The sequence below is a fragment of the Microcystis sp. M53602_WE12 genome (genome assembly GCF_030065455.1).
Classification (GTDB): Bacteria; Cyanobacteriota; Cyanobacteriia; order Cyanobacteriales; family Microcystaceae; genus Microcystis; species Microcystis aeruginosa.
The window spans coordinates 1-4,760 of sequence record NZ_JASJFB010000412.1; the positions used below are offsets into that span (position 1 = coordinate 1).

Below are 4,760 nucleotides of genomic sequence, written 5' to 3' on the forward strand. Positions count from 1 at the left end.
AAATTAGGTAATTGACCCCCTCAAAATCGGTAAAACCCTACACCCCACACCCCACACCCTACACCCTGCCCCCAGGAAAAACTTTTTCAGCAAACCCTATGTAGGGTTTGCTGAAAAAGTAGGGGCGAAGCATTCGGATAGGAAATCTACGGTTTCAGCGATAGGTTATGCCCGAATGCTTCGCCCCTACAAGACCACGATTCTCTGAAAATCTTGCACTTGTTTTGCGAAATAGACCCCTAAAACCCTTACCTCGTCTATATTTCACATTTATTCAGCCAACCCTAATTAATTATCTCCTCGCCAAAAAAAATCAGGAGCAGAATTTCCACTCCCGATAACCTATTCACTTTAGACTTGCCAATTTATTGGAATATACTGGCAACCTTGGCGCTTACGTCCGGTTGAGTTTCAGCGTAGATATTTTGACGAGTAGCGGCGATTTCTGTGTAAGCTTGACGCACTTCCGAGTTAACTGCCACCGTTTTCACATCGTAGATACGGGTAGCCAGTTGGGGATAGAAACCGATAGCGACAATCAAAGCGAGGAAAGAGACAGCGATAAAGATTTCTCTGGGTTTAGCGTCACTATATTCTGATTCATGAGGGAGGACACAGCTAGTACCAAAACAAACTGCCTGTTCGTTACTTTTGTTGGGGAGAATGTTAGTAATATCGCAGGAAGAACCATCTCCGTAGAAAACTTGACGAAGCATGGAGAGTAGATAAATCGGGGTGAGGATTAAACCAACGGAAGCGAGGAAGACAGTCACAACCCGGAAGGTTTGGCTATAAACGTCACTGCTAGTGACACCGATGAATACAGTAATTTCACTGGCAAAACCGCTCATTCCGGGTAACGCTAGGGAAGCCATGGCGCCGGCAGTAAAGAGAGCGAAGACTTTCGGCATCGCTTGGGCAATCCCACCCATCTCGTTTAAAGCTAAGGTATGGGTGCGGTCGTAGGTGACACCAGCAAGGAAGAATAAGACGGCGGCAATTAAACCATGGGAGAGCATTTGTAACATAGCGCCGCTAATACCCACATCGGTAAAGGAAGCAATCCCTAAAAGGACGAATCCCATGTGTGAAACCGAGGAATAAGCGAGACGGCGTTTCATGTTTTGTTGACCGAAGGAAGCGAAAGCACCGTAGATAATATTAACGACACCGAGAATCGCTAGAATCGGGGCAAAGTAGATGTGTGCATCGGGTAGAAGCCCCATATTAAGACGGATTAAACCATAACCACCCATTTTGAGGAGAACACCAGCGAGAATCATCGATACAGGTGCAGAAGCTTCACCGTGAGCATCGGGGAGCCAAGTATGGAGGGGGAAGATGGCGAGTTTGACCCCGAAAGCGATTAATAAACCAGCGTAAAGGACTAATTCTAAAGCGAGGGGATAATCTTTAAATCCTAATTCCGCCATATCAAAGGTCATTGCACCACCACCGTAAAGGGCCATGGCTAGACCGGCAACGAGGATGAAGATAGAAGCGGCGGCGGTGTAGAGTAAGAATTTAGTGGCGGCATAACGACGTTTTTGACCACCCCAGATGGAAACGAGTAGATAAACGGGAATTAACTCGATTTCCCACATTAAAAAGAATAATAATAAGTCTTGGGCGACGAAAACACCAATCTGAGCGGCGTAGAGCAACAGCATCAGGAAGTAGAATAAACGGGGTTTGCGGTCCACTTGCCATGCGGCCAAGATAGAAAGGGTTGTCACCAATCCTGCTAATAAAACTAACGGTGCCGAGATACCATCCACCGACACCGCCCAGCTTAAACCAATTTGGGGAACCCAATCGATTTTTTCCACTAATTGTAGGTTGGGGTTGCTTAAATCATATTTTTGTAAAAAGACGTAGCACATTAAAACAAAGTCTGCTAGTCCGACTCCAAGAGCGAACCAACGAACAGTTTTTCCTTCTTTGTCGGGGATTACAGGGATCAGGAAGGAGGCAAGCAAGGGGAGCAAAATGATGGCAGTGAGCCAGGGGAAGTTAGCCGTTAGCATGGCAGTAAGAAAAAATACCTATTTCGTTATGTGTTCATTTTATGCGACTTTGTAAAATTTTGTGAATATTTTTTGGCCTACCTTTACCATAGGCTTTTATCTATAATTGGCGCATCATCATCGATTAACCCAAATAAGCTTGTTTGACCCGCTCATCCCTGAGTAAATCCCCGGCTTCTCCTGCGATAGTCAAGCGTCCCGCTTCCAAAACATAGCCGCGATTGGCAGTTTCTAGGGCTAAATTGGCGTTTTGTTCCACTAACAGGATAGTTACTCCCGATTCGTTTAATTGACGGATAATACTGAAGATTTCTCGCACTATCTGCGGCGCTAGTCCTAAACTGGGTTCGTCTAGTAACAATAACTTGGGACGACTCATTAAAGCTCTGGCAATCGCCAGCATCTGCTGTTCCCCACCGCTTAGGGTTCCCGCTAACTGCTCTCGGCGCTCCGATAGTCGGGGAAACAGTTGCAACTGCTCTTCGATATCGCTTTTTACTCCTAGGCGATCGCTTCTCGTATAAGCACCTAACTGCAAATTTGTCAAGACTGTTTGACGAGCTAAGATTCTTCTCCCTTCCGGACTATGGGCAATTCCCCGCTTAACGATTTCATGGGGTGGTAAATGGGTAATATCTTGACCTTGATAAATTATTCGCCCCGTCTTTGCCGTTAAAATCCGAGATATCGTCTTTAGAGTCGTCGTTTTTCCTGCTCCGTTCGCTCCAATCAGGGTGACAATTTCCCCCTTTTCTACCCTTAAGCTAACCTGCTGTAATGCCTTTATTCCGCCATAATTAACCGATAAATCGCTAATTTCTAACATAAACCCAGTCAAATCCCAATAGGATCACTATAGCAGTTACCAGTGATCAGTTATCAGTTACCAGTGATCAGTTATCAGTTACCAGTGATCAGTTATCAGTTACCAGTGATCAGTTATCAGTTACCAGTGATCACTGATCAGATGTGAGTTTTTAGTCAGTCCCGATGAAAAAATTTTCACCCCCACAGATGAAAGAGGTTTCCTTCCCTACACCCCACACCCCACACCCTACACCCTCTTTCAAGTCAGGGATAAGGAGGAATCCCGATCATTTGTACTGAATTTTCCAAGACGCATTATTGAGTGAGGGGTATTGAGTAGCATTAACAGTGCTGTCTTTTCACTGCTTACTGTTTACTGATAACTGTTTACTGATAACTGATAACTGATTATCTGCCTAAAACTTCCAAGACAACTGGGGCAACTCCCGATTGGAAAACACCGATAATCGCTGCCGCACCTCTGGAGAGATCGATGACGCGACCACCGCTAAACGGACCGCGATCGTTAATTCGCACCACCACCGAGCGCCCGTTACGCAGATTAGTTACCCTAACCTTGGTGCCGAAAGGTAGATAGCGATGGGCGGCGGTTAAACTACTAGAGTTAAAAGTCTCACCACTAGCGGTGCGACGACCGTGGAAACCAGGACCATACCAAGAGGCCATTCCCTTTTTACGGGGGCGACTGCTGGTTTTTACCGCTGGGCTTGTTTTCGGCTTCTCTGCTGGTGTCACTGAGGCAGGATTGCTGGCTGGGGCATTAGCCGGGGCCGGCTTGACTTGATTGGGTTGTGATTGGGGTTGTCCCGTCGAAGGAATGGCCTCTTGGGTCTGGGGTGTAACGCTTGCAGGGACGGTATTTTCTTTGTCCACTAGGGACTCCAAAGTTTTTAGAATTTCGTTAGCATTATCTTGAACCGAACGTGATACTTTAATATCTGAATCAGTTGTTCGACTATTAGAAAAAGCGGACAGAATGGTTTGAGAAGTGGACTCGATAACAGTTTGACGACCTAAGCTAATGTCCGTCAGGCTGTTGCTGTGTCCTGCTGTCTGGGAACAAATTATCGAGGCTGTAGTCCCCACTACGGTAAGGGCAGTTACAGCTTGTAGTTTGTTGACCAATTGTTTATTCATAGACTTTCTTATTGTGCGTTAGCAAGTTCCCAATGCAAAGCTGAAGGAACTTGCTAACATTCCTTTGTGCTTGCAGAGCTAACTTGGTTGCTTTCTGTTCAACCGTATCACGGAAAATCGGTTGGTCATTACGAGAATTTATATCGTTATCGGGCAAGAGAATCAAAAATTTAAATAAAGGGTTGACTGGCGCTAAAAACCAAGTTAAGATGAAGGGTTTTTAATTTTTTGTGTCCTAGAGGGGATCAAGGTTAGGAAAACTTAGGGAATTAGGGAAATTTCGAGGGGGAATAATGCTAGTATTGACAAGGCTTTCAAGGATTATCAGCCCTCCTCGATTTCTCTCTATCGATGCAGATAATGGTTAATAAAACTGTTATCTTTGCTACAAAAAACCAGATTTTTAAGATAAATGTCAAATCGGGTTAAAGGTCAGAGATTAAAAATTATAATAGGGGCTTGACAAAGAACTAAAAATAAGCTGTTATTAGCCAAACTTAACTATAAAATCAGAAATGTTAATGGATGCTAATACTAAATCCTCTTTAAAAGGGATAGGGAAGTGGGGAAGTGGGGAAGTGGGGAAAGAAACCTCTTTCATCTGTGGGGGTGAAAATTTTTTCATCCGGCCCGACTCCTAACCCCACGAAAAGCTTTTTCGGCAAACCCTATCTAGGGTCTGCTGAATAAATCTAAAAACCTTGTTGGATAAGACTTTTGGACTTTTTTCCCCTCAAAAAGTGCCAGCCATTGCGGGGATCGGGGGAA

Annotated in this window: 3 protein-coding genes; all 3 read right to left on the bottom strand. The window is 44.9% G+C overall.

Annotated elements, in window-relative coordinates; genetic code table 11:
* Positions 1-365: 365 nt before the first annotated feature.
* Positions 366-2,027, bottom strand: coding sequence for an NAD(P)H-quinone oxidoreductase subunit 4 (locus PX482_RS13980; RefSeq protein ID WP_004159322.1), 1,662 nt, complete (start codon positions 2,025-2,027; stop codon positions 366-368).
* A 124-nt stretch (positions 2,028-2,151) separates the two neighbouring features.
* Positions 2,152-2,853 carry an ABC transporter ATP-binding protein gene (locus tag PX482_RS13985; protein WP_147069183.1) on the bottom strand — a complete coding sequence of 234 codons (702 nt, stop codon included), beginning with the start codon at positions 2,851-2,853 and terminating at the stop codon, positions 2,152-2,154.
* A 389-nt stretch (positions 2,854-3,242) separates the two neighbouring features.
* Positions 3,243-3,992: a septal ring lytic transglycosylase RlpA family protein gene (locus PX482_RS13990; RefSeq protein ID WP_004159324.1), complete on the bottom strand. Its 750-nt coding sequence runs from the start codon at positions 3,990-3,992 to the stop codon at positions 3,243-3,245.
* Positions 3,993-4,760: the final 768 nt, after the last annotated feature.